At 46.1% G+C, this 25,210-nt stretch carries 21 protein-coding genes; 18 read left to right on the top strand and 3 right to left on the bottom strand.

All coding sequences use genetic code 11. The features are described from left to right. Positions 1-244 precede the first annotated feature (244 nt). From AB1757_15135 to AB1757_15080, 12 genes are all read left to right on the top strand, one after another. The gene (locus AB1757_15135; protein MEW6128371.1) at positions 245-979 is read left to right on the top strand and encodes a hypothetical protein; all 735 of its coding nucleotides are present in this window, start codon (positions 245-247) and stop codon (positions 977-979) included. A gap of 39 nt (positions 980-1,018) precedes the next feature. Then, positions 1,019-2,845: a DUF4097 family beta strand repeat-containing protein gene (locus tag AB1757_15130; protein MEW6128370.1), complete on the top strand. Its 1,827-nt coding sequence runs from the start codon at positions 1,019-1,021 to the stop codon at positions 2,843-2,845. Between the two features lie 87 nt (positions 2,846-2,932). After that, positions 2,933-3,133, top strand: a complete 201-nt coding sequence (locus AB1757_15125; GenBank protein MEW6128369.1) for a hypothetical protein — start codon at positions 2,933-2,935, stop codon at positions 3,131-3,133. 329 nt (positions 3,134-3,462) lie between these two features. Then, positions 3,463-4,311, top strand: a complete 849-nt coding sequence (locus AB1757_15120; GenBank protein MEW6128368.1) for a M23 family metallopeptidase — start codon at positions 3,463-3,465, stop codon at positions 4,309-4,311. Between the two features lie 296 nt (positions 4,312-4,607). Continuing rightward, positions 4,608-5,012 carry an NADH-quinone oxidoreductase subunit A gene (gene ndhC / locus AB1757_15115; protein ID MEW6128367.1) on the top strand — a complete coding sequence of 135 codons (405 nt, stop codon included), beginning with the start codon at positions 4,608-4,610 and terminating at the stop codon, positions 5,010-5,012. A gap of 26 nt (positions 5,013-5,038) precedes the next feature. Then, a complete protein-coding gene (nuoH, locus tag AB1757_15110) occupies positions 5,039-6,061 on the top strand; it encodes an NADH-quinone oxidoreductase subunit NuoH (GenBank protein ID MEW6128366.1) in 1,023 nt (340 codons plus the stop codon). Position 6,062: 1 nt separating this feature from the next. Continuing rightward, positions 6,063-6,569, top strand: coding sequence for an NADH-quinone oxidoreductase subunit J (locus AB1757_15105; GenBank protein ID MEW6128365.1), 507 nt, complete (start codon positions 6,063-6,065; stop codon positions 6,567-6,569). A gap of 68 nt (positions 6,570-6,637) precedes the next feature. Next, on the top strand, positions 6,638-6,940 hold the full coding sequence (nuoK, locus tag AB1757_15100; protein MEW6128364.1) for an NADH-quinone oxidoreductase subunit NuoK: 303 nt from the start codon (positions 6,638-6,640) through the stop codon (positions 6,938-6,940). A gap of 5 nt (positions 6,941-6,945) precedes the next feature. Further along, positions 6,946-9,042 carry an NADH-quinone oxidoreductase subunit L gene (nuoL, locus tag AB1757_15095; protein ID MEW6128363.1) on the top strand — a complete coding sequence of 699 codons (2,097 nt, stop codon included), beginning with the start codon at positions 6,946-6,948 and terminating at the stop codon, positions 9,040-9,042. 14 nt (positions 9,043-9,056) lie between these two features. Then, entirely contained in the window at positions 9,057-10,673 is a 1,617-nt protein-coding gene (locus tag AB1757_15090; protein ID MEW6128362.1) for an NADH-quinone oxidoreductase subunit M, read from the top strand. A gap of 39 nt (positions 10,674-10,712) precedes the next feature. Continuing rightward, complete coding sequence (locus tag AB1757_15085; GenBank protein ID MEW6128361.1) at positions 10,713-12,242, top strand: NADH-quinone oxidoreductase subunit N; 1,530 nt, start codon at positions 10,713-10,715, stop codon at positions 12,240-12,242. Between the two features lie 14 nt (positions 12,243-12,256). Continuing rightward, on the top strand, positions 12,257-12,790 hold the full coding sequence (locus tag AB1757_15080) for a hypothetical protein (protein MEW6128360.1): 534 nt from the start codon (positions 12,257-12,259) through the stop codon (positions 12,788-12,790). A gap of 33 nt (positions 12,791-12,823) precedes the next feature. On the opposite strand, the gene AB1757_15075 is transcribed toward AB1757_15080, so the two are convergent. Continuing rightward, positions 12,824-14,446 (bottom strand): adenylate/guanylate cyclase domain-containing protein, encoded by a 1,623-nt coding sequence (locus AB1757_15075; GenBank protein ID MEW6128359.1) that lies wholly within the window; start codon positions 14,444-14,446, stop codon positions 12,824-12,826. Between the two features lie 184 nt (positions 14,447-14,630). Here AB1757_15075 and AB1757_15070 point away from each other — a divergent pair, with 184 nt between their 5' ends. Then, the gene (locus tag AB1757_15070; protein MEW6128358.1) at positions 14,631-15,128 is read left to right on the top strand and encodes a hypothetical protein; all 498 of its coding nucleotides are present in this window, start codon (positions 14,631-14,633) and stop codon (positions 15,126-15,128) included. A gap of 361 nt (positions 15,129-15,489) precedes the next feature. Here AB1757_15070 and mutL read toward each other — a convergent pair whose 3' ends face one another. Further along, positions 15,490-17,589: a DNA mismatch repair endonuclease MutL gene (gene mutL, locus AB1757_15065; GenBank protein MEW6128357.1), complete on the bottom strand. Its 2,100-nt coding sequence runs from the start codon at positions 17,587-17,589 to the stop codon at positions 15,490-15,492. A gap of 715 nt (positions 17,590-18,304) precedes the next feature. Between mutL and AB1757_15060 the strand changes: the two genes are divergently transcribed. Further along, positions 18,305-18,595: a Dabb family protein gene (locus tag AB1757_15060; protein MEW6128356.1), complete on the top strand. Its 291-nt coding sequence runs from the start codon at positions 18,305-18,307 to the stop codon at positions 18,593-18,595. 59 nt (positions 18,596-18,654) lie between these two features. Here the strand turns inward: AB1757_15060 and AB1757_15055 are convergent, their stop codons facing one another. After that, positions 18,655-19,116: a nuclear transport factor 2 family protein gene (locus tag AB1757_15055; GenBank protein MEW6128355.1), complete on the bottom strand. Its 462-nt coding sequence runs from the start codon at positions 19,114-19,116 to the stop codon at positions 18,655-18,657. Positions 19,117-19,254: 138 nt separating this feature from the next. On the opposite strand from AB1757_15055, the gene AB1757_15050 reads away from it, so the two are divergent. The 4 genes from AB1757_15050 (at position 19,255) to AB1757_15035 (ending at position 25,203) form a co-directional block, all read left to right on the top strand. Beyond that, positions 19,255-21,021 (top strand): NF038122 family metalloprotease, encoded by a 1,767-nt coding sequence (locus AB1757_15050; GenBank protein ID MEW6128354.1) that lies wholly within the window; start codon positions 19,255-19,257, stop codon positions 21,019-21,021. 201 nt (positions 21,022-21,222) lie between these two features. Further along, the gene (locus AB1757_15045; GenBank protein MEW6128353.1) at positions 21,223-22,668 is read left to right on the top strand and encodes an NF038122 family metalloprotease; all 1,446 of its coding nucleotides are present in this window, start codon (positions 21,223-21,225) and stop codon (positions 22,666-22,668) included. A gap of 191 nt (positions 22,669-22,859) precedes the next feature. After that, entirely contained in the window at positions 22,860-23,729 is an 870-nt protein-coding gene (locus AB1757_15040) for a class I SAM-dependent methyltransferase (GenBank protein ID MEW6128352.1), read from the top strand. Positions 23,730-24,006: 277 nt separating this feature from the next. Further along, the gene (locus AB1757_15035) at positions 24,007-25,203 is read left to right on the top strand and encodes a PPC domain-containing protein (GenBank protein MEW6128351.1); all 1,197 of its coding nucleotides are present in this window, start codon (positions 24,007-24,009) and stop codon (positions 25,201-25,203) included. The last annotated feature ends 7 nt before the right edge of the window (positions 25,204-25,210 follow it).

Here is a 25,210-nt window from a genome sequence, read left to right as displayed (position 1 = left end):
GTTCGCTCAAGCGGGCGAATCGAGGTCATCGTAGTTTCTCCTCTCAAGGGTTTACCATTCTTGAAAAGGATAAAGCCGCGATGGCCTTTTATGCATTTTCAAAGATCAATTTTGTCCTGTACTAAGCGAAACTCTATAAAAATCCGGTCGTTTTTATAATTGGTGAAAATTTTAAACGGGTTGTCACTGAATCGAATACTGAATATTTAGAATTAATATCGAAAGTTGGGGTTTGAATAAAAATATGAATTGCGCTTACCACACACAGATTGCGACACAGGTTCAATGTTCAAATTGCAATCGCGGCCTTTGCACCTCCTGTGACCATCGAATAAAAGGATTTCCTTACTGTCAGGATTGCATCGTTGCTGGCATCAGTCTCCTGCAAAATAATTATCGTCAAAGCGGCAATTATCAAACCTATTATCAATCCAAATCCGGTTCAACAGGGAAAGCCATTCTGGCATCAATCTTTGCTTTCTTCCCCAGTGGTGGAGCGATTTATAATCGGCAAAATGTCAAAGCCATCGTGCAATTCATCTCCATTTTCGGATTTTTCTATTTGGGAAAAATCAGTGGATTTTTCGGGCTGGTTGGTTTTGCGCTTTACCTGCAATCAATATTTGATTCATTCAGAACTGCGAAATTCGTCGCCGAAGGCGGCAATCCCGCAGAGTCCGAAGAACGCTACAAGCAGGCGTTAATTAAAAAAGCCCCGGCAATCGGAGTCGGGTTAATCGTCGTCGGGCTATTTATTTTTATTCGCCTGATCAATCCGTTTACCGCCTTTTTATCATTTTCAAAACTGGCTCCCGTAGCACTGATATTTTTAGGCGGGTATTTACTGACGCGCTATTTCAAACAATCGCGTGAATATTCGGGCGACGCGACCGAACGCAAAAATCTTTACCTGGTATCGAATAGCTATTCCGAACAAGACCAGTTTAATCAAAACACCCGCACCGGTAATTATCGGTAAACGAAAACGGTTTATCTATTGAATACCTGAGGAAAACCATTGGCTTTCAAGAGCAAAGAAAATCAGCAAACCGCATGGGGCTATCAAACCAATCCCTTGAACGAGATTGCGCCACGCCCTTCGCGCCGAAAGAAAAACTGGCTCCCCTTTATCGGCGGAATGTTGATTGTTGGTGGCTTGATTTTCTTTGCCGCAACCTCAGGTATCGTTGCCGCCAAATGGCTTCTCGGTTTGTGGCCGCTTTTCACTTTGATTGCCGGGGTTGCGGCGGTTATGGGTTTCGCGGTTGAACGCAAGCCACGCTCGCCCTTTCTGGGAATGCTTTTAATTTTCATCGGCGTTTTATTTTTAGCGGCACGCCTGCATTCCGACCTCTACGCCGTCCAAATTTACGGGCGTTATTGGATTGTTTTACTGGCGATTTTCGCGATTATCGAATTGATTCGCATCTACTCGCATCCCAAAAATTCCGGCAAACCTGTCAAACTTTTCTCGTTCGGAAAAGTTCTGATGCTTGGTTTTATTATTGGCACTGGCATTCTGGCAAACCATGTCTCAGCTAATCCGGGGGTTTTAGCATCGCTCACCTTGCCGAGATGGTTAAGCGATTTACGGGATATGGGCATCGGTGAAAAATATGGCTTCACCGATGAAGCCATTACCCTGGCGTCTATCCCGACATCGGCAAAAATTATCGTCAACAATGATTTTGGAGATGTCAGTATCGTAGGCGTCACCAACACCCCCAAAGCCATCCTGACCAAACAGGTGCGTGGATGGAATCACGAGGCGGCAAAAAACATAGCCGACCAGATTAAGGTTAAAGTTGATAAAAATTCCGATGGCAGTTTTACCATCTCAACCAATCGCACGGAAGTTGAAGGAAGATTTGAAACCGACCTTCAACTCGAATTGCCTGCCACCGCAGATATTTCTCTTTCAACGAGCTATGGAACCGTCAGCGCCCAAAACATTCAAAATAATCTGGCAATTAAATCAAGCTACAGTGTGGTTAAAACCTCGGATATCAAAGGAGATTTGTTACTGACACTGAGGAGTTCTTCGGTTGAAGGCAATGCGATCACTGGTGATGTGAAAATCATTGGAGCCAAGAATATCGATTTGGAAAAAATCGGCGGCGATATTCAAATCAATGCGCGATATGGCAACATCAAATTAAACCAAATCGCCGGCGAACTTAAAATTGAAGCGCCATATTCCAGTATTAACGTTCGAGACGCAAAACAATTATTGGATATAAAAACCGAACATGGAAATGTGGAATTGCAGAACACCGGTGGAGCAACCATAGACGCTCCGAGTTCGGATATTCAGGCAACTAATATCAATGGAGATTTAAAAATCGAGTCGGCACACAGACAGATTGATGTTACAGGGGTTAGCGGAATGTTGCTCATTAACGCTCCGCGTACGGATATTAGCGCCGATGATTTGCGCGGTAATGCAACAATTGAAACCACTCACGGCGGAGTGACAGTTAAGAATTTTCGCCGAGATTTAACCATCAAAACCAGTTTCAAAGATGTGCAGTTGATACCGGCTGCGGATTTTTCCGGTGATATTGATGTTGAAAATTCGCGTGGCGAGATTGAATTAACTTTGCCGCAATCAGCCAGCTACCAACTGGATGCAGAAAGTGAGCACGGGAAAATTCGCACGGATATTCCCGGTGAAGACCCGGAGATCAAAAAAATCCGGCGATATACCGACTACGTTGGCATCTACTATGTCAATCAAGGTATCGGAGGACCTAACATCAAATTGCGCACGACTTTTAAGACGATAACCGTTAAAACCGGCGGTCAGGTGACGAGTGAGATTCCCGTCAAAGCCGCCGTTAATTGAATCCTTTGTTCTTTTCCGAATTTGAATTAAATGCGTCCCCAAGAAATAGCGGTTACGAGCCGCAAGACATTTGAAAGGAGTTTCGTTATGGGATTTCTCGGATTTGTTGTAAAAACCATCGGTTCCATCGTGGCATTTGTGATTGCCGTCAAATTGATTGCCTTTGTGCTTATGCTTTTGGGAATCGCTTTGAAATTAATCTGGCTGGTCTTCTGGGTCGCTCTGTTTGGGTTTGTGGCATTTGCCCTCTATAAAATCTTTGCGCCCAATCATGCGCGTACCATATAACTTTATCCCCTCAGGAATCGTCACAGAGGTGTCAGATAAAACCCCAATGACACTTCTGTGACGCCTATTTTTCATTAACCATCCCGTCTTCGTCAGTAAGCTTTCAAGGCAGAAATTTTTCTCGGCTTTAGGGTTTTGTCAAATTCTTGTGAAAATCTTACGACCGTAATAAAGGGTTGTCACCTACAGTTTTCGTATGATAGCCTCCAACTTCCCAATGAAAAACGTGCAGGCTAACCCCATACATTTTAATAACTCCTCATGTGTGTTATGGGCGGACATTAGCTTCATCCCTACGCTTGCACAAAAAAAGCAAAAGGAGATGCTGGATGTCAGACGATAATCGCATTCAAACTATTTTCGTTCTTCCCTATTCAGGCAAAGCAATCCAGTTCAGTTTCGAGAAAAAAATCATTTATTACATTGGCGGAGGCGTCGGGGTTCTGGTTTTAGGAACTGTTATCGGCATCATCGGCTTAATTAATTCAGGTTCCGAAACCGCCCGAATCGCTTCAATGAAAGCCGATTATGAAAAGTTGAAACAGGAAAACGAGACCTATAAAAATTCTTACTCCAAACTCAAAGGTCAGATTTCCTATATCAACGATATGTCCAATGAATTGGCTCGCCAGGTGAAAATGGAACAAAGCTCGGATGTTGATAAACTGGTCGGTGTCGGTGGACCTGAAACCGTCACCTCACTTGATAAAGCTGCCGGGCAACTTGAAACCAACCTTCGCAAAATCGGTTCAATTGTTCGCGAAGACCAATTGAAATTGGCGACTATCCCGGATGGCTATCCGGTCGAAGGTTATTTAACCGATGATTTTGGTCCGCGACGAAATCCGATGGGCAGCGGCTATGAAAACCACCCGGGTTTGGATATCGCCGCAGAATTCGGCACTCCGGTCAAAGCAACCGCAGACGGCGTGGTCGTTCATGCTGCACCGATGGGCGGATATGGCAATCTCGTCGCTATCTATCACAGCAACGGAATTGTGACCCGCTATGGTCATCTGTCGAAAATCACCGTCGAACAGGGTCAACGCATCAAACGCGGCGATCAAATCGGTAATGTCGGAAGCACCGGACGGTCAACCGCTCCGCATTGTCATTATGAAGTTCGCGAAAACGACCAGACCATCGACCCGCAAAAATTCATCAAACAATCAAATTAAGCTGCAATCAATGACAGGGGTGATTTGAATTATTCATCCCTGTCGTTTATCATACCGCTCTTTAAGTCAATCCCTCTGGAAGCAAATTCATCTCGGCTTATCGAATATTTCGTCATCATTCTGCAATCTTCGATAAAAGAAATTGGGCGATCAACTCAAGGGAATTTATTCAAACCCGCTAAACTTGACACTCAATTTCGCGTTGCACTAAGATGCTCTTCCTATATTCAAGGCGTTTTGCTCGTTATACACTTACTTCGAGTCATATAACTCTTCGCCTTTGGGATTAATGAATAATGGATCAATCTCCAACGATTAATTACTTACCTATCTTACTGGTTTTTTTGATGGCAGCGGGGTTGGCAACCGTCATCATCGTGTTATCGAAAGTTGCAGGCCGTTCTCGTCCAACTAAAGTCAAACTCGAACCTTATGAATGCGGGGTAGAACCCATTGGCAATGCCAGAGAACGACAATCGGTTAAGTTTTATCTGGTGGCAATGGTTTTCCTGTTATTCGATATTGAAACGGTGTTTCTGGTGCCCTGGGCTGTGGTATTCCCAAATGTATTGAAAGACCAGCAGGCGTCGCTTTATTCGCTAAGATGGATTTTTTACGGCGAAATGATGGTCTTTATGGTCTTGCTTCTCGCCGGATTGGTTTATGTTTACCGAAAAGGCATTCTCGATTGGACGAAATAAGCTGCATCTGAGTCTTTTTCTCTACTATGACAAACCTGATTATCGAATGGGTTATCAAATGCGCGGTGATGTTTGGAATTTTGCTCACCGCCGTCGCCTATTTAACGTTTCTTGAACGCAAAGTCATGAGCTGGATTCAACTGCGTGTCGGACCGAACCGCGCAGGACCCTTTGGTTTATTACAACCGGCTGCCGACGGCTTAAAGATGATTTTAAAAGAAGACATCATTCCGCTCGAAGCCACGAAATGGTTGTACATTCTCGCTCCGGCAATTGCAGTGGTTCCCGCGTTGATGTCTTTCATCGTTATTCCCTACGGCGGCGCGGTTAATATTTTTGGTCGCACTATTGAATTTCACGTCACTCAAATCAACGTCGCCCTGCTTTACATTTTTGCGCTTACGTCGCTCGGCGTTTACGGAATCGCGCTTGCCGGTTGGTCATCGAATAACAAATATTCATTGATGGGCGGATTGCGTTCAAGCGCCCAGATGATTAGTTATGAACTGGCGCTCGGACTATCCATCGTTGGCGTTCTATTAGTTGCCGGAACCCTGGATTTAACCAAAATCGTTGAAGGGCAAGCCGGGCGTTGGTTTGGCTTCATTCCGAGATGGAATATCATCCCGCAGATTTTAGGGTTTCCGATTTTCTTTATTGCGGCGCTTGCGGAAACCAATCGCACGCCGTTTGATTTACCGGAAGCCGATTCGGAACTCGTCGCCGGCTATCACACCGAATATTCATCAATGAAATTCGTGTTATTTCAGATGGCTGAATATCTGAATTTAATCACTTCGACTTCGCTTTCGGTGACTCTCTATTTTGGCGGCTGGTTGGGACCGGGCGTTTGGCAATATCCGATTCTGGGGCCAATTTATTTCGCCATCAAAGTTTTAATCTTCATTTTCATCATTATGTGGATTCGCTTTACCGTACCGCGTTTTCGCTATGATCAGTTGATGAAATTCGGATGGAAGGTGCTCTTACCTTTAGCCCTTCTCAATATCTTTATTACCGGCACAGTGATGATGTTCCTCAAGGGCTAATATGGAAAATGTTTTATTTATAATATTCGCGATTATCGCGGTCGCCAGCGCACTGAATATCCTCTTGCAGCGCAACCCATTGTATAGCGCAGTCTCTTTGATTGGCACGCTTGCCGCAATTTCGGCGCTCTTTATTACCCTCAACGCGCAATTCATCGCCGCTATTCAAATCGTCGTATACGCGGGCGCGATTATGGTGCTTTTCGTTTTCGTCATCATGTTGTTGAATGAACCGAAAGACCAACCCCACATCGATAAACAACGCGGCTTGAGGCTATTGGCAATTCCGGTTGCGGGACTACTTTTGGCAGAAGGCTTTTTCATTGTCAGCCGTGTGCCAAACCTCAAGATTCCGCGAGTTGACCCATCCGATACGGCTTTCGGGACGACCTGGAAAGTCGGTGTCGGATTATTTACAGATTATTTGTTGCCCTTTGAAGTGACTTCGGTTTTGTTATTAATGGCAGTCGTCGGCGCAATGGTACTGGCGCGACGCGATGGAGAATAAAACCATTGCGAATTGCGGATTTTTAAACAGCAAAATCTGCGATCCGCAATTCGCAATCAGGAGTGAGGATGGTTCCATTATCTTGGTATTTAGGGCTTTCCGCCCTGCTCTTTACAATTGGTGCGGTCGGCGTTTTTATCAAACGCAATGCCATCACCATTTTTCTTTGCATTGAACTGATGCTCAATGCCGTGAATTTGAGTTTTGTCGCCATGTCGAATTTTTTCCAGGACATGAACGGTCAACTGTTTGTTTTTATTGTGATGACGGTTGCCGCCGCAGAAGCCGCCGTGGGACTTGCAATCATTATTTCGATTTTTAGAAACCGCGCTTCTTTAAACGTAGACGAAGCTGACAATTTGAAATTATAAGAACAATGAACGAATCACTATTAGCTCTTATCATTCTATCGCCCCTGGTCGGCGCTGCCGTTCTCGGATTTTTCGGCAAACGGATGAGCGACAAACTTGTCGCCTATATCGCCTGTTCAACCGTTTTGATTTCGGCGATTCTCTCCTTTACGGTCTTCTTTAAACATTGGCATCACTTTGAAAGTCAAAAAATCCATCAATACCTGTTCACCTGGATTAGCGTCGGTTCGTTTCGCGCAGATTTCGCATTACTGCTCGATCCCCTTTCTGCGATATATATTGTATTCATCACCTTCGTGGCTTTCTGGATTCATGTTTTCGCCGTCGGTTATATGAAGGGCGAATCCGGGTACTGGCGATTTTTCGCATACCTCAACCTGTTCATGTTTTCGATGCTCACGTTGGTTTTAGCCGATAATTTTTTATTGATGTTCGTCGGCTGGGAAGGCGTGGGACTTTGCTCTTATCTGCTCATCGGGTTTTATTTCGATAAAACGTTTGCCAACGACGCCGCTAAAAAAGCCTTTGTTACCAATCGCGTGGGCGACTTCGGCTTTGCCCTCGGTTTATTGTTGTTGTTTTTAAAATCCGGTTCGATCTTTTATTTCAATGACCCGCGCGGCATCCCTTCGGCATTTGAATGGGCGATGAATCAAGCAACCGAGCCGATGACCTTCGCAGCAATTTTTGCCGGAGGACTGACTTCAATCGCGGTTTTGATGTTTATCGGCGCAACCGGTAAGAGCGCGCAAATTCCGCTGTATGTCTGGTTGCCGGATGCAATGGCAGGTCCGACGCCGGTTTCTGCGCTGATTCACGCGGCAACAATGGTCACGGCTGGAGTTTATATGGTTGCCCGCGCCAGTTCGATTTTTATTCACGCGCCGACTGCCATGATGATTGTAGCCATTATCGGCGCGGCAACGGCGATTTTTGCGGCAACCATCGGTATCGCGCAATCCGATATTAAAAAAGTTCTAGCTTATTCAACCATTTCCCAACTCGGTTATATGTTTCTCGCCTGCGGTGTCGGGGCGTTTGTTGGCGGCATCTTTCACGTCTTCACCCACGCATTTTTCAAAGCCTTGCTCTTTCTCGGCTCCGGTTCAGTCATCATCGGCATGCACCACGAACAGGATATGCGCAAAATGGGCGGCTTGAAAAAGTATATGCCGATTACCTTTGCGACAATGTTCGTTGGCTGGCTGGCGATTGCCGGTATTCCGCCGCTCTCAGGTTTTTTCAGCAAGGATGAAATTTTATTTAAGACTTTTACCGCCGATGCTTTTGGCGTGTCTTTCTTGCCAAAACTATTATGGTTCGTGGGTGCAGTGACGGCGCTGCTAACCGCAGTCTATATGACGCGATTGATGGTAATGACCTTTTTCAGCAATGAACGGTTTCATGAAAAATCGGCGCACGGACACGACGACCATCATTCAGGACACGGCGATAATCACGGCGTCACACCGCACGAGACTTCGCGAGTGATGACCACACCATTGATGGTTTTGGCGATTTGCGCTGCGCTTGCAGGCTTTTTAGGAATGCCATCGGCTTTTGGCGTAAGAAATTATTTCGAGCATTTCCTTGAACCTGCAATCGCCCATCAAACGACTCAAGTAGAACACGCGAGCGGCTCACCTGAAATCAAAACCGGTGACTCGGCAAGTCATACAACGCCTGCCGCAGAAAAATCTGCAAGTGAATCACAAACCAATGCTCACCCAGACCATATGACCGAATGGATATTGATGGGCGTATCGGTTTTGATTGCAATTGCCGGTATCGGCATTGGTTGGGGCTGGTTCAATAAAAATCCGCTGTGGCAACCGCCGCGACTTCTTGAAGAAAAATACAAGGTCGATGAGGTCTATGACGCAACCATCATTCAGCCCATCAAGCAAGGCTCGACCAATGTTTTATGGAAATTCATTGACGTAAAAATCATTGATGGCGCGGTCAATGGCGCAGCCAAACTTACAGACAGCATCGGCGGCGTGTTGCGTTATCTGCAATCGGGATTTGCGCGAAGTTATGTTGCGCTCGTTGTAATCGGCGCGTTACTCATCATCGGTTATTTCATTTTACGAATTCGATAAATTACTGGTGCTCGATGGAATCATACCTGCTCACAATTATTACTCTACTGCCACTGGTTGGCGTCGTCGCTTTACTCGTCGTTGGACGCGGCGAAGCGGCTGATGAAAAAAACCTTAAATGGACAGCCCTGATATTTTCGCTGGCGACCTTCATCATCTCGCTGGCAATTCCTTTTCAATTTAAATCTGCTGGGGGGATGCAGTTTGAACAAAATTTGCAATGGATAACCGCATTCAACCTCGGCATCCGTTATCACCTGGGAGTTGATGGAATAAGCATCTGGTTGGTGATATTGACAACCTTTATTGTGCCGGTCGCGCTTATCGCTTCGTGGAATTCCGTACACTCAAAACTCCGCGAATTTTTAATCTGTATGCTGGCGCTGGAAACCGGCATGATCGGCGTATTCGTCGCACAGGATATGTTCCTGTTTTATCTTTTCTGGGAAGTCATGCTGGTGCCGATGTATTTGCTTATCGGCGTCTGGGGCGGCGAACGAAGAATTTATGCGGCAATCAAATTCGTCATTTACACAGTTGTCGGCAGTTTGTTGATGCTCGCCGGAATTATCGCGCTCTATTACCTGCACGGCACTGCAACCGGCAATTTTACTTTCGACATCGTCACCATCACCCATGCCTTGAAAAACCACACTCTGGTTTTAAGCCTGTCGCAACAAATCTGGTTGTTCTGGGCTTTTGCCTTGGCATTTTTAATCAAAGTTCCGCTTTTCCCATTTCACACCTGGCTGCCGGATGCGCACGTTGAAGCGCCGACCGCAGGTTCGGTTATTCTGGCTGGCGTGTTGCTCAAAATGGGAACCTACGGCTTGATGCGCTTCAACCTGCCGATGTTCCCGGATGCCTCGAAGATGTATTCGACATTGATTTGTACGCTTGCCATCATCGGGATTATTTACGGCGCACTGGTTGCAATGGTGCAGCCCGATATGAAAAAGCTGGTTGCTTATTCATCGGTCAGCCATCTGGGATTTGTGGTGCTTGGTATCTTTTCATTTACCGACCAGGGAATGCAGGGCGCGCTTTATCAAATGCTCAATCACGGCGTTTCAACCGGCGCGCTGTTTATTTTAGTCGGTATGGTTTATGACCGCAGACACACGCGAATGATTGCCGAATATGGCGGACTGGCGCATGTCATGCCGGTCTATTCTACAGCGTTTTTAGTCGTTACCCTGTCATCAATCGCTTTACCATTAATGAATGGGTTCGTCGGTGAATTTTTAATATTGGTTGGCACCTATACTTCGGATGTCACCACGCATCCGAAACTTTTCGGCTCGCTGGCAGCCATCGGCATGATTCTATCTGCGGTCTATATGCTGTGGATGTATCAGCGCGTCATCTACGGCAAATTAACCAATCCTGACAACCAAAAACTGAGCGACATAAACGGCAGAGAGCGATTGGCATTAGCGCCTTTGATTATTTTGATTTTCGTAATGGGAGTCTATCCGAGTTTGTTCTTATCGCGCAGTGATAAAGCCATCGGCGAAATTAAAAACGTTTATACCCAAACTCATTTCACGAAAACGCAAAATCAGGAAACGCCTCTCGCGAAGACGGCGATTTCCAGTGAGCATTCAAACGCAGATAATCAGGATAACTAATTTCCTGAAACACATTGTTATTAAAAATCGGTTAAACCTGTGGACAAAATTGGCATAAATTTTCACGCAATATTACCTGAAACGATTCTTTCGATTTTCGCTATCGGCATTATGATGGTCGATGCCTTCTCGCGTCGTCTGGAACGTCGGGTCGCCGGCGCGATTTCGGTAATTGGTTATCTCGCAGCCGCCGTCGCGGTTTTGAGTTTATGGAATAAGGATGGCGAAATCGCTTACTCAGGAATGCTCATCACCGATCATTTTCGGCTGTTCTTCTCTTTAATTTCCCTGATTGTCGGCATTCTCATCGTCTTGATTTCCCTGCGCTGGATTGATGAAGAAAATTTACCGAAAGGCGAATATTTCGCCATGTTGTTGTTTGCCAGTACAGGCATGTTGTTTATGGCTTCGGCAAACGATTTGGTGATGATTTTTCTTGGACTGGAAATCACTTCAATCGCCACCTATGTGCTGTGCGGTTATCGACGAAATGATTTGCGGTCAAACGAATCGGCAGTCAAATATTTTATTCTCGGTTCATTCTCCACCGCATTTTTACTTTATGGCATCGCCATGCTTTATGGCGCAAGTTACAACGCCACCGCATCGCCGGTTGCCACCACAAACCTGTTGTTACTCAAGGAACGCATCGCCGCCGGAGCCATCTCGACACCGGCAATGCTCTATGCGGGCGCGGCGATGATGATCGTCGGTTTCGGTTTCAAAGTCGCCACTGCGCCTTTTCATATCTGGTCGCCGGATGTTTATGAAGGCGCGCCAACGCCGGTCACCGCATTACTTTCAACCGGTTCAAAAGCCTCGGCATTTGCCGCCTTTGCCCGGGTTTTTATCTTGACCTTTGCAGCAGCGCCCATACTTACGACCACCAATAAATGGCTCGGCGATTTTCAAACCACCATCACCAATGTCTTGATTGTCATGGCGATTTTGACGATGACCGTCGGCAATCTGGTCGCCATCGTGCAAACCAATATCAAACGCATGCTGGCATACTCTTCGATTGCGCACGCGGGTTATGCGCTCGTGGGACTGGCGGCGCGTGATTGGCGTTCGGTGGCGTTTTATATGCTCGGCTATGTGATTATCAACATCGGCGCATTCGGCATCATTGAAATCATTGCCCGCAAAGGCGACAAACGCACTGATATTGCCGATTACGCAGGCATCGGTTTTAAATCCGTAGGGCTTGCAAGTTTGTTGTCATTATTTTTATTGAGCCTCGCAGGTATTCCGCTGACCGCAGGGTTTATGGCGAAATTCCTGGTCTTCAAATCCGCCTGGCTGCAAGGCTCAACCAACAAGTTGTTTTATTATCTGGTGGTCATCGGTGTCATCAACAGCGCGATTTCGTGGTATTACTACTTGAAAGTCATCGTTGCCATGTACTTTTCACCGGAAAACAAAGAGTACAAAAAACCTGTGGTTGCGACCTCGCTGGCAACCGCGCTTTTACTCTCTGCGCTTGGCACGCTTTATTTAGGGATTTTGCCAAACAGCGTGTTGAACACTTTGGAAAAGGCGCGCGAATTTATCGCCATCAAGAAGTGATAAGTTATCTGTAGATGGAAAAAGTAGACTCCATTATTGAGCGCCTACCGAAATCTGCACGCCAGGTGAAAGCCGAAGATATTGTTCAGGAGATTCAACGCCATCTCGGCGACTCGTCTATCGTTAATATCTATCGGGATAAAATTCTCGAACAACGCACACGGCAATACGAATTAAAAGCCGGAAGCAAATCTACTCGCGTTGAAATCCTTCACACCCTGCTTGGCATCGAACTCAAAATCGGCAATCGTCGTCTGCTCTGCCCTGACCTTGCCACGGCGCGCTACCTGTCGGTCTTTGCGCGACTCGGTTGCGAAGTGATTGCCGTGCCTTATGACATCACGCAGATTTCACGCATTGCTGACGATTTGGAATCGAGTTGGCATCGAATGATGTTATTGATTGACCATTTGACCAAAGACCGAAGCGCCCGCATACAAGCGAAGGTAAAACAGCGATTGATTGCCGAAGTACGTGAAGTGATTATTAAACTTGGAGCCGGAACAAAATTTCCACAATTCAATCAGAGAACCAGACAACGACTTTAATTTTTCACATTCGCATTTGGTTTCATCGTTTAATTATTGCCATAAAATTTCATACACCCGAACCTGTTGCTTTTTCCCTTTCACAGATTTTTCACCGATTTCACGAGAGGCAAATTTATTTGCCAATGCCAACAGCGTCGAATGGCTGACGATAATCTGGTTGGGTTTTGCTTCTTTTTCAAGGCGGGCGCTTAAATTCACCGCGTCACCGATAGCCGTATAATCGGCGCGTTGTTCCGAGCCTGTATAGCCAACCGTCACTTTTCCGGTATTGATGCCGATGCCAATGGCAATTGGTGGAAAGCCCGATTGCCGGAATTCCTCATTCAATCCTCGCATCGCCTGTTGCATTTCGATTGCCGTTTGGACTGCGCTGATGGCAGAGTTTTCCAATTCATAGGGAACCCCGAAAAGCGCCATAATGCCATCACCGATGTATTTATCGAGTAACCCTTGATGGCGAAAGACAATTGGCGTCATTGCTGAAAAATATTGATTGAGCATTTTAATCAGGGATTCAGGTGGCAGATTCTCCGACATGGTGGTAAAGCCGCGAATATCGGAAAACAGAATGGTAGCAATTTGATTTTTACCGCCAAGGCTGAAAGCATCGGGACTCGCTAGGATTTCATTGACCACATGCTCAGGCATAAACCGGCTATAAGCGGCGCGCGCCAGAGTTTCTTTCAATAACCTTTCATGCGATGCGGCATTATCAATCGCCATCGAAGCCGTAGCTGCCAGCGCGTTTAATAATTCCAGTTCATCTTCACCGAGAATTTTCAAAGGGTTGTTGCAATCAATATAAATCACCCCAAGAAGGTTGCTTTGACTGAGTAGCGGCGCACAGATAATCGAATGGATATTAAACGCGACGAGTGATTGCGTCTGTGCCAAACGGGTATCGGTTTGCGCGTCGGTCGATAGAAAAGAGATTTTTTCCGACAACACCTGCTCCAGAACGGTTTTGCTGATGTAGAGGTTTTCATTACCGCCTTTGGTTTCGCGGTTTTTAAAATTGGCAAAACTCGGCGAAAATTCGCCACTATCCGCATCTTTTATCAACACGAAAAAGCGATCCGCCGGAGTCAGACTGAAAATCATTTCGCTCAGTTTGTTAAAAATATCGTCAAGCGAAAAGACCGAATTGAGCAGGCGATTCAAATGATAAATGTGCGATAGCGTTTCACCTTTGCGTTTAAGAAGTTCAATCTCCTTTAACAAATCATCAATGGTGCTAAATTGCGATATCGGCGAAGTGGGTTGTTTCGCCAGGGCGGATAAAATATCCGATGGGGCGCGCAAAAAAATGGTATGGCTTTGCGGGTTTTCCTCGTAATGAATGGTCATTGAAGCCGTGAGGTCTTGCGCGAAAAACAGTTCATATGTGCCGATGGTAATCGTGTCGTTATCCTTGAGCGGCAGTTCGGTTATGCGTTTGCCATTAATCAATGTCCCGTTGGCACTGTTGAGGTCGTTGAGAATGAAGTTGCCACCGACCCGGCGAATCGAAGCGTGCCAGCGTGAAACCTTTTCATCATTTAAAACTATTTGATTGAATTCAATCGCTCGCCCGATGCGCACTTCCGGGGCGGAAAGCGGATATTCAAATTGTTGACCGGTTTTTTTATTGCGGATTCGCAGATTGGCTGACATAAAGAGTCGTGATTATAACCCAATCCTTATTGCGTCTTCACCTATGTCAGGCATTTTTGAGCATCGAAATTTTCATTCAATCGCTACCCTGCTGACTCAATTGCCTTGTAACTTGACGGATTTACCTGTCCATCATATAAAACTGCTGAAACCAACAGGAATCACTTTGAAAAATCAGATTGTTATGAAAAACCCGACTCCGCAAATATTATTGTTACTCTTCACCTTGTGCATTTTTCCCAACATCAGTTTCAGTCAGGTCAAAAAAGCCGGTTTAGATATTAGAGAATCGCTGCTCGCATCGGCTAAAAAAGCTGATAAAACCTTTCCCGATGATAAAGATGTATTACTCACCCATTTCGCCTATCTCGGCGCTCTAAAAACTACAGAGGGAAAAATTTTTGTGGTCAATATGCGTTCGGTTTTAAAGGGGATGAGCGCGCCACACGGCGTCAACTACATCATGTTTTTTAATCAGCGACATAGATTTTTAGGAAAGCTGAATTACGCGAGCAGCATGCCTTTATGGTGCGAAGGCGGCAAAGTTTATTTATTCGGCGACCTCGATGGCATCTCAAATCCCGGTGAAGGCAATGTCATTGATTTATCCAATGGCTTCAAAAAAATGAAAATTTATCATGCGAAAAAGTACGGCAGTTCCGGCGGCATAGATGAAGGATGACGATTCTGTGAAAGTTTCATTTATTCTAAATGCCAAATGGCTTTTGATACTCATTCCGTGTTTATTGGTTTCGCTGGTTGTTTACTGGAAAAGGTGGCGGAAATATCGGTGTTATTTATGCCAAGGGCGATTGATTGATCCTACTGCGGTTTATCGAATAAATGGGAAACGACGGGTAATTTGCCATCGCTGTGATGAAGTCAATCAGAAATACCGGCAAGCCTGAATTCGGATCGTTGCTCAAGTTGTTATGAAACTTTGATTCTTTCAGCGGGTGAGGATTGCAGTTGAAGCAGCGGTCTTTGACCGCGCATGCGCAATTCATCAGCCACTCACAATATCGTTGATTTTACAAACGGCGCTAAACCGGACGCTTAAACCCTCGTTCAATGTCTCGCAAACTGAAACGCATAAAGATTGGTCTTCCGTGCGGACAGGTCATCGGGTTTTGCGTCTTCATCAATTCATCAATCAACCATTCCATCTTTTCTGTAGTGAGCGGCATATTGACTTTAATGGCGGCTTTACAGGCAAGCGATGCGGCAATTTCATCGCGAACTGTTTCAATGGTAAAGCTCCGGCGTTCACGTTCGACGGCGGTGAGTAATTGTTGAACCAATGCCACCACATCCTTCGCATTGATACCCGCCGGGGCGGTCTTGATGGCGATGGTTCTTCCCGATAGCTGCATGGTTTCAATCCCTGCCTGCTCCAACTCTTCCTGAACCACCTGAAAAGCCTCGGCTTCAGAAGGGGTCAAATCCAGGGTTTCGGGAATTAAAAACGGTTGCACATCGCCAAGCCGGGATAATTTATTATCGCGGATTTGTTCAAATAAAATTCTTTCATGAACGACGTGTTGATCGAAAAGCAATAAGCCTTCGTCATCGGTTGCAATAATGTAGCTGTCGCGAATTTGCCCCATCGGTTTGATGCCGTGCCCCATATTTTGCGCGGCTGTTTCAACGATTGGTTCGCTGTCCGAAACCGTGACCTCAGATTCAACAACTGGTTGAGTATCTATCTGTGGCGGTCGATAGAGCGTTTCATCTATGACTAAATTAACGCTCACCTGATCCTCATCAGCTTGAGGCGCTTTAATGGGTTTTTGAATTGAAAAGTCAGGGCTTTCTTCAACCGTCGAAGCGATTCTTAATTTATCAGAAAAGTTTTTCGCCGAATCAAAACTATCAGCTTCTTCAGGAAGTTTACCGCTCTCAAAGTGATTAACGACATCGGGTAGTGCTTGAAAATTATCACCCTCCGATGACCTGATTTTTTCGCTCTGAACATCAACCGCAACCTCTACCCGTTCCTTTGGCAGGTTGTTAGAGAACGGCGCATTTTCGGTCGGGGTGCTGAGAATTTTTTGTTCCCAGGTTTGAACAGGGGTTTGCCAGCGCGGGGCATCGGTTTTCAGGCGTTCCTCAGATCGCGGTATTGAGAAAGTATTCGGGAATCGCGTTGTCGGTTCGGTGGCTTTAATCGCCTGCGCGATAGCATCGCGAACGAATGCGAAGATGATGGATTCGTGTAAAAACCGTACTTCGGTTTTTGCCGGATGAACGTTGACATCAACTTCGGTCGGCGGCACTTCGATAAATAACACGGCTGCCGGATAGGTTCCCGATGGCATCATCGAGCGATAAGCTTCGGTTAAGGCTCGCCCGACGAGTTGATCTTTGACGAAACGATGATTGATAAACAGGTATTGCGCATCACGTGATGAACGCTGTTCCTGCGGGTTTGAAACATATCCGGTTATTTTCAAGCCATCGCGCTCCTGATTCACTTCAAGCAACTTGGTAAGCAAACTGCTGCCTAAAATTTGATAGGCGCGGTCTTTAAAATTTGGCGTGCTGCTGACGCGAATCGCATCGCGTCCGTTATTGACCAGTAAAAAACCAATCTGCGGATTGGATAACGCATAATGTTGAACCAGGTTGGTGATGTGAAAACTTTCGGTGGCATCGCTTTTTAGAAATTTGCGCCGCGCAGGCATATTGAAAAATAACTCTTTGACTTCGATTTCCGTACCGCGATGCCAGGCAATGTCGCGAACGTTGATGAGTTTGCCGCCGTTAAATTCGACTTCGGTGCCTTCCAATTCATTTGCAGTTTTGGTGCGTAAAAAAAGTTTCGAGACGGCGGCAATCGAAGGCAGTGCCTCGCCGCGAAAGCCCAAAGTAACAATCGATTCCAAATCTTCGGCGGTGCGTAATTTCGAGGTCGCATGGCGTTCAAAAGCAATGATGGCATCATCGCGAGTCATCCCTTCGCCATCGTCAATGATGCGAATCAAGCGTTTGCCGCCGGTTTCAATTTCGATGTTGATTTTCGTCGCCCCGGCATCAAGCGCATTTTCCAGCAACTCTTTGACCACCGATGCAGGGCGTTCAACGACCTCTCCGGCAGCGATTTTGTTTGCCAGTGAATCCGGCAATACCCTGATTTTTGACATTGGTTTTCCCTCGTTATTTTTCGCTGAAAGGTATTATACCAAGTATTTGCTCAGGGTCATTGCGGAGATATTTTTTTGTCGGGTGGATGGCGTCAGGGTGAAAAGTGGCGGATGGAAAAAGCAGGAGACTGCCGAAGAACGCGAATACGGCGGAGTACAGCGGATCGGCCTACTAATAGGCGAAACCTCCCCTCCGCTTTGTCCGCATAATTCGCGTTCCTCAGCAGCCTAATTCTCTTTAAACTTCTGGAATTAAAAAAATCAAGTTACGTAACTTACTGACTCTTTCTTTAGATTTATTGATCTGTAAATTCTGGGTGAAACTTTAAAAACTTTTCCCTACAAATAACATCGCCCAGCGCTAAGAAGTTAGAGCCTCTAGAACGTTTGAACTGAGGAAATCTCCCCCCCTTCTTCCTTTACGGTCAAAATCCTCAGGTCAACTAGAACGACTCCCAACTTATTAGCGCTGGCGTTCGTCCTGATGTAATGTAATTTGCGTGCCACAAGGGGAGTTTTCCTGAAATATTTTTAACTGTTGAAATATCAGGATTAAAAATAATCTGAATAAATTTTTAAGGTTAAATCCATGTTAAATCCTGTGGCTTTTTTGTGGAAAAAATCAAAACTGCCACAAACCCATAATCGGTTTGCATCTTTACCGATGATTATTTAATCTCCCGTCTTGCAGGTTTTAAAAGAAAGGACTGAGTTGATGATTAAACATATTGTGATGTTCAAATTGAACCCTGAAGCCGAACCGTCCGTGGTAAAAAAAACCTTTCAGGACTTGAGTAAATTGCCTGAAAAAGTTGCCGTTATTCGGGAGTATGAAATCGGTGAAGATGTGTTGCGTTCGCCACGTAGTTGGGATGTTGTATTGCTGTCAACCTTCAATGATCTCGATGCCTTGCAAGAATATGCCCGGCATGATGATCACGTCGAAGTCGCCTTACGGCTTCAAGGATTATGCGAAAAAATTGCTGTGGTTGACTATGAAATTTAATTGCCCACACCAATAAATTCTAGTAGCCCTCTGTTTAACCGATAATCTTGATAGCCATCTTAATTGGAGGATGTGTGGTCGTGAATAATTTTCCAGCCGTTTGGAAATTTCCGAAAGATAAGGGTAAATAAGCCGCCCGGTTCGCCGGTTTTCATCTTCAACTGCCAATGCCCGCGAACAAAGGCTGAATCAATGCCGAGCGTTTCGATGATGATGTCGGAAAATTCGAGGGTGCCCATTTCATTGCCTTCACCTTGATAGCGTTTGCGGTAGCGTTCAATGGTGGTTTGCCAGCTAAAGGTGCGTGTGCCGCCCGAATAAAACGACAATTTCTCAGAGTTCCAATATCCTGCCATGAACCGTTCAAGGTCTTTTTGATTCCAGGCTTTCACCTGTTCATCAAGGACATGGCGGATTTCTTTGTGGGCTTTCGGCTGCGTCGTTTTTTTTACGTTTCCCTGCGAAAATCCCCAAATCGAGCAAAGCATTACCCAAGTCGTGAATAGAAATAATCTTTTCATCGCTTTTCCTCTCAAAATTGAAATCCCTGAACAAAAATTTGTATTGAGTCGCCTTAGCGGTCGGCATATTATACGGCTAGTCTGGTTGTGCTCCTACCGAAATTAACCCCTCTCCCGACAAATTTCCTTGAGGTCAAAATGAAGGTTTTTACCAATCGATTGTTTATCAGCTTTCTAATCACCGCTATTTTTATTTCTGTAACCCTGATACCCAACTCCGGGAAAGCAACCGCCAACACATCGCATACAGACGAATTGGAGATGCTGCCGGTTCAAGACGCCAACGGTTATATCTTATTTGGTTCGCCCGTCGATGGTGTCGATTGTCGTCAGGCAACTAACGATGACGAACGGTTGTTGACTGCACCCAACCTCAGTGAAGATCTTCATGTTATTTCGCTGCCGCGTGTGCTTGGCGCAAGCGGTTTAACGATTACGCTTAGGGCAACCGGGCAATTGGAAGGCTACCCCGAAGCCAAAGCCGCATTCATACGCGCGGCACAAACCTGGGAAGGGTTAATCGCTTCACCGATTTCCATCATCATCGATGTTGATTTCGGGCCGACACGTTTTGGACAAACTTACCCGACAGGGGTTATCGGTTCAACGCTTCCGCAATCATTAAGAGTCACATCGGGATATTCTGATGTGCGCGCCGCGCTATTAAATTATTCTTCAACCGATGCTGAACGGACATTATACAATTTGTTGCCAACCGATAGTCTGCCGACCAATCTGGGAACGACAACCTATGTCTCCGCGCCATCTGCACTCTTTAGAGCCTTGCGACTGATTAATGCGGATGCCAACCCGAATACGGAAACCTCATATGGAGCAACGCCTTCGATTGGCTTTAATTCAAATTTCAATTTTGACTTCGACCCATCAAATGGTATCGATGGCGGTAAGATGGATTTTGATGCAGTCGCCGTCCATGAACTCGGTCACGTTTTAGGGTTTATTTCCTATGCGAATAATCAATCCGGCGGCATCGTCAATCCGACGCTCTGGGATTTTTTCCGTTTCAATCCCGGCGTCACTACTGCGACGTTTGCCACATCTCAAAGAGTGCTGACTTCCGGCGGCACCCAGGTCTGTTTTACAGGAAGCGCCGAATTGAATTTATCGAACGCCACAGACGGCAATCAAACCAGCCATTGGAAAGACGACCAACTCACGGGTCAACACATAGGGATTATGGACCCGACCATGCCGACGGGTCGCCGGTTTACAGTTTTACAAAACGACCTCACGGCGATTGATTTAATGGGTTATTCCTTGAAAGCTTCATCAGGTGGCGGCGGTGGTGGTGGTGGAACCGGCGGTGGCGGAACCGGCAATACGCCGCCTTCGACTTCACAGTTTTCGGTGGCGTTGATTGGTGAAACCTTGACCTTGACCGGCACCGCTATTGACCCGGATGCCGATGTTCGACAGGCGCAAATTACTTTGCTTGATAAAAACAGCGCGGCGATTGGTTTGCCACTGGTGGCTGATGTCAGTTTCGGAACCTCAACTCAAAGCGCCTTCGATTTGCGCGTTACCAACATGGGTTCATACGCCACGGCGATGCAGGCAAAACTGGTTTTCGTGGATGCACGCGGAAATCAAAGCACGGCAGTGACCGGTGATTTCAGTCGCGCCGAAACCGGTGGCGCAACGATTAACAAAGGGATATTTGACGGCACCGCGCTGGTTTTAAAAGGTAGCGGCTATGTCACAGGCGGAACCGAACTGGAAATCAATGGGGTTTTGGTTTCAGTTGCCAAGATAAAAATTAAAGGCGGCGGTGTGAAAGCGGTTTTCACAGGTTCGTCGAGCACTTTGAATTTACGCAACGGAGCCAATCGGGTGCGCACGCGAACTAATGGTAAATTCTCCAATATTCTGCTGTTGAATTTATAAAAGCCGCATGCTGAAAAGGAATGGACATAAGCAACTCGTCCATTCCTTTACTTTTCTTTCCGCTTAACCATTAAAAAAAATTTTCCTCATCAAACATCTTTTATTGATTCCCTAATAATCAAAGCTTATCATTTACAGGTGTCTCACTAAGAACGGTTATCCGAAAGTAACATCTCCCAAATAAGAATGTGAGGTTAAAATATGAAGTACCCTAGCTTGAGAGTTTTGTGTGTGGTCACCCTGAGTTTGGTTTTAATCTTTGGCTTATTACCACTATCAAACCTTTCGCATAGCCGAGCGGCAACGCCTCGGAATCTAAAAGACAGTTTTCACGCTGTCGAATCACCCGATAATCTTTATATGATTCGAGTCGGTATGGATGGCGAAGCCACCTGCCAGGAAGCGACTTTCGCCGAGTCGCAATATTTCCGCAATCCTTCCGAAGGTGAATTGCAAGAAATATCTCCAAGGGTTCGCATTCAGGCTGTTGATGGATTGACCATCACCCTGCGTGGCACTACGCAACTTGATGCCAACCCGGAGGCGAAAGACGCCTTCATCAGAGCCGCCGCCCACTGGGAAGCGCTCATTAAATCGCCGATCACTGTGGTAATTGATGTGGATTTTGGCACCACTCGATTTGGTACGCCCTATGACCCTGATGTCCTCGGCTCAACCCGTACCCAACTGCTTGGTGCCGATGGAATATACCCTGATATACGGGAAGTGATGATTGAGGAAGCCTCTAACGATTCGGAAAGAATTCTCTATAATGCGCTTCCACTGAACCAATTGCCTACCGACAAAGGTAACTCGGCAAACATTGTCGCGGCTTCTTCGGTATTAAGAGCCATAGGAGTCATTGCTGCGGTTGCTGACCCGGCAGCCGAAGAACCGAATTTCGGCGCTCCGCCCTCTATCGGTTTTAACTCGGCTTTTGCATTTGATTTCGACCCCAGCAATGGCGTTGACCCTAATTCGATTGACTTCGACACCGTGGCAACCCATGAAATCGGACATGCATTGGGATTTACCACTATGGCTTCACAAACTCAGAGCGGAACTCCCGATGTAAATATTTGGGACTTTTTCCGCTTTGCACCGGGCATCACTTCAGGCAATTTCGTCACCTCGCCAAGAATATTAAACAGCGGTGGTCAACATGTTTTTTATGCAGGTGGAGCGGAATTAGCCTTATCAACCGGTACAACTTCACAAGGTGGCGATGGCAACCAGAGCAGCCATTGGAAAGCTGATGAAATAACCGGAACCACCGTTGGCATTATGGACCCGACTATCGCTCGCGGACGCCATATCGACATTTCCGAAAATGACAAAGCCGTGCTTGAAACCATCGGACATTCACTCAATACTGTGGCGCAAACCGTTGGTGCGACCATAAACAAAACTACCTTCTTCCCGGAAGACCCCTCATTGTCCATAAAAGGTTCAGGTTTTGGCACACCCATAGAGATTGAAATCAACGGGGTCATCGTTACTCCGTCCCGAATCAAAGTAAAAGGCGCAGGCGCAAAACTCGTGGTGATTGGCTCATCCCTCGCGAATTTGAATATCGTGCCAGGGGCGAATACCCTTAGGGTTCGCAAATTTGGCGTGTATTCTAATCCGCGAACCTTTAATTTCTAATCAAACCTCACATCGAAACAGGCGGCTTTTTATTTCATAACCAATCAAAATAAAAAGCCGCCTGTTTGGTTTTCGTCTTTCTCTCAAGCCCTGCGCTCTTCTACAATCTCCCCTCCATGTCTGAACCGATTTCTCAAACTCTGTTGCTTGAAGCGCCCGAAAATCCTTGTGATTTGTGTGGTTCAACACAAATGCAAAAAATATTTTCTACGAAAGATCGCTTAAAAATTACTAATGAAATTTTTACCATCGCCGAATGCAGCGGTTGTAAAGTATTGCGCACCTTGCCGGCAATGACCGAAACCGAACTCTCGAAATATTACCCGGAAGATTATTGGGGAGGTGAACCAAGCCCGCAGTGGATTCAATCTTCACAATCCGACAAAACAACCTTTGTCGGTGAATGCCATTTACCAGGTGGAAGAATTCTGGATGTCGGTTGCGGCGCAGGATTTTTTTTAAGGGCACTCGGTAATCAGGGTTGGGATGGTTATGGCGTTGAAATCAGTCCGAATGCTACGCGCGCTGCCGCAAAAATTTTCGGCGAAGAAAAAATTATTACCGGAACTTTGCTTGATGCAAATTTCGACAGTCAATTTTTTGATACCGTGACCTTCTGGTCGGCGCTTGAACATACCAACCAACCGATGAAACAGCTTTTGGAAGCTCGAAGAATTTTGAAACCCGATGGCAGTTTGATTATTCAAGTGCCGAATGCTTCCAGCTATCAGGCAAAACTTTTCAAAGGCGATTGGTTTGCTTTGGATGCCCCGCGCCATCGCTACCATTTTGATTACGAGACCTTGAATCGCGCTTTAGAGAGTGCCGGTTTTGAAATTTATCATTCGAGTTTTCAATCAAAGGTTCATAACCCTCACGCCTTGCGTCAAAGTTTGAAAGCGCGGCTTTGGCATTCACCACTTAAACGCCTGCTCTTTCTTCTGGCAATTCCCTTCCTTAAACCGTTGGATGCTTACTTCTCAAAAAATGGCAAAGGAGCAACCCTGACTATTGCTGCCCACCTAAACCGGAATGCAGTAGTTTGGTACACGACAGATTAAGAATAAGCCCGGTTTATCGGCATTTTTTCAACATCGAGTGTGCCAATGTCTTGATTTCTGGTTTAGTCAAATAATTCCTTTCACTTTATTTTGAAAAAAATCCTTGGGGTGCAAACTTATCGCTATTGTCATGGCATCATAAACTAGCGAAACAGGATGACAGATGGGGTTGCGACAGGAGTTCAAAATGTTTTCGCAATCCCCAAAACAAAAAATCATAGCCATTTTTACAGTAATACTTTTTTGCTGGTTTTCAGTTGCAGCACAGGAAGCGGTTTTGAAAATCAGCCGCCCGCAAAATGAAGAAAAAATTTCTTCGAGAACCTCACCAGTTATCGACCTTGATAAAGCGTCAGCGTTTCGCCGATTGCAGCGCCATTCGCAACCGGAAAGTAAACTGGAGTCGGGGTCATCACCAAGCAGAGAAATGAATAAAACCCGGATTTTTAATCCAGTCCGAAAAGCTGCCGGGGTGCCTGACCTCAATAAAATCACCCCGCAGAGTTTCGGCACCGGCGGCGGGGATATAAACGAAATCGAACCCAATGATGTCATCGCGCAAGGCGTTTCGTTACCGGTAAATATTTTCGGCAGGATGGCAGTTGACGGCGATATTGATTTTTTTGCTTTTGAAGGCTTAGCCGGGCAATCCCATGTCATCGAAGCCTTTGCATCTCGATTGCAACGTTCGGATATGATTGCCGATTTATTGCTTTTCAATTCCAGCGGGCAACTGCTGGCAAGAGATATTGGCGACGTCAGCAATGACCCGTTGATTCGCTTCACCCCGGCTGAGGATGCGGTCTTTATTATCGGTATCGCCGATGTTGATGATTTTGGCGGCGCATCTTACAACTATCTGCTGAACATCACGCGCGGCGTAGATGTCAATGAAGTTGAACCCAACGACCGGCAGGCGCAATCCGTTTCAAGTATCCCGACCACGATTTTCGGTGATATCGAAGTCAGAAATGATGTTGATTTTTATAGCTTCATCGCGGAAGCCGGTGAGACTTTAATTGTTGATGTTGATGCAGAGGTTTTGGGTTCGCGATTAGACCCGGAAATCAACCTCAGCGACCCGCAAACCGGTGTCGAGTATTTTTATAACGATGAATATGACGGGGCGGATTCGCGGTTCAACATTGTGTTGCCTTACACCGGAAGATATGTCATCGGCATTGGCGCTTTTCAAAGTAATTCAACCGGCTTTTATCGCTTGAATATTTCAACCGTGGCAAAGACCGGCGCACCGACCATTTTCAGTGTCACGCGCGCGGCGAAAAAAGTGATTGAAATCGTGGGTACGGGTTTTACCAACAATGTCATCGTCGAAGTAAACAGTGTCCGTCGAAAGATAACATTTATTGGTACAGGAATCATCCGGGCAAAGGTTAAAGCGCGGTCGGGTGATGTGGTTACGATTCGCAGTTCAATTGATGACCGCAGGTCGAATCCGTTAATTGTGCAATAATTCTTGA

The organism is Acidobacteriota bacterium (genome assembly GCA_040754075.1).
Classification (GTDB): domain Bacteria; phylum Acidobacteriota; class Blastocatellia; order UBA7656; family UBA7656; genus JBFMDH01.
The sequence above is the reverse complement of the archived record's forward strand: the minus strand, read 5'-3'. Positions and strand labels throughout refer to the sequence as shown.

Coding starts and splice junctions, on each gene's coding strand:
- mutL (MEW6128357.1), bottom strand. CDS start 17,589: ATGTCAAAAATCAGGGTATTGCCGGATTCACTGGCAAACAAAATCGCT.
- ndhC (MEW6128367.1), top strand. CDS start 4,608: ATGGATCAATCTCCAACGATTAATTACTTACCTATCTTACTGGTTTTT.
- AB1757_15045 (MEW6128353.1), top strand. CDS start 21,223: ATGAAGTACCCTAGCTTGAGAGTTTTGTGTGTGGTCACCCTGAGTTTG.
- AB1757_15050 (MEW6128354.1), top strand. CDS start 19,255: ATGAAGGTTTTTACCAATCGATTGTTTATCAGCTTTCTAATCACCGCT.
- AB1757_15075 (MEW6128359.1), bottom strand. CDS start 14,446: ATGTCAGCCAATCTGCGAATCCGCAATAAAAAAACCGGTCAACAATTT.
- AB1757_15135 (MEW6128371.1), top strand. CDS start 245: ATGAATTGCGCTTACCACACACAGATTGCGACACAGGTTCAATGTTCA.
- AB1757_15125 (MEW6128369.1), top strand. CDS start 2,933: ATGGGATTTCTCGGATTTGTTGTAAAAACCATCGGTTCCATCGTGGCA.
- AB1757_15080 (MEW6128360.1), top strand. CDS start 12,257: ATGGAAAAAGTAGACTCCATTATTGAGCGCCTACCGAAATCTGCACGC.
- AB1757_15055 (MEW6128355.1), bottom strand. CDS start 19,116: ATGAAAAGATTATTTCTATTCACGACTTGGGTAATGCTTTGCTCGATT.
- AB1757_15060 (MEW6128356.1), top strand. CDS start 18,305: ATGATTAAACATATTGTGATGTTCAAATTGAACCCTGAAGCCGAACCG.
- nuoH (MEW6128366.1), top strand. CDS start 5,039: ATGACAAACCTGATTATCGAATGGGTTATCAAATGCGCGGTGATGTTT.
- AB1757_15070 (MEW6128358.1), top strand. CDS start 14,631: ATGAAAAACCCGACTCCGCAAATATTATTGTTACTCTTCACCTTGTGC.
- AB1757_15120 (MEW6128368.1), top strand. CDS start 3,463: ATGTCAGACGATAATCGCATTCAAACTATTTTCGTTCTTCCCTATTCA.
- nuoK (MEW6128364.1), top strand. CDS start 6,638: ATGGTTCCATTATCTTGGTATTTAGGGCTTTCCGCCCTGCTCTTTACA.
- AB1757_15105 (MEW6128365.1), top strand. CDS start 6,063: ATGGAAAATGTTTTATTTATAATATTCGCGATTATCGCGGTCGCCAGC.
- AB1757_15040 (MEW6128352.1), top strand. CDS start 22,860: ATGCAAAAAATATTTTCTACGAAAGATCGCTTAAAAATTACTAATGAA.
- nuoL (MEW6128363.1), top strand. CDS start 6,946: ATGAACGAATCACTATTAGCTCTTATCATTCTATCGCCCCTGGTCGGC.
- AB1757_15090 (MEW6128362.1), top strand. CDS start 9,057: ATGGAATCATACCTGCTCACAATTATTACTCTACTGCCACTGGTTGGC.